This is a genomic window from Halomonas elongata, assembly GCF_029081005.1.
In the GTDB taxonomy this organism is placed as follows: domain Bacteria; phylum Pseudomonadota; class Gammaproteobacteria; order Pseudomonadales; family Halomonadaceae; genus Halomonas; species Halomonas elongata_B.
The window spans coordinates 1-252 of record NZ_JAJQTQ010000158.1 but is presented as its reverse complement, the minus strand read 5'-3'; the positions used below and the strand labels follow the sequence as shown (position 1 = coordinate 252).

At 60.7% G+C, this 252-nt stretch carries 2 tRNA genes; both read right to left on the bottom strand.

Annotated elements, in window-relative coordinates:
- Positions 1-73 (bottom strand) — tRNA-Glu (locus tag LU493_RS19910).
- Positions 74-76: 3 nt separating this feature from the next.
- Positions 77-151 (bottom strand) — tRNA-Gly (locus LU493_RS19905).
- Positions 152-252: the final 101 nt, after the last annotated feature.

Sequence of the window (252 nt, the reverse complement as noted above, 5' to 3'; positions counted from 1 at the left end):
CGTCCCATAGGGGGTTCGAACCCCTGTTACCGCCGTGAAAGGGCGGTGTCCTGGACCACTAGACGAATGGGACGCATGGAGCGGGAAACGAGATTCGAACTCGCGACCCTCGCCTTGGCAAGGCGATGCTCTACCACTGAGCTATTCCCGCGCTTCGCATTGTCGAATCACCGGAAGGTGGCGTCCCATAGGGGGTTCGAACCCCTGTTACCGCCGTGAAAGGGCGGTGTCCTGGACCACTAGACGAATGGG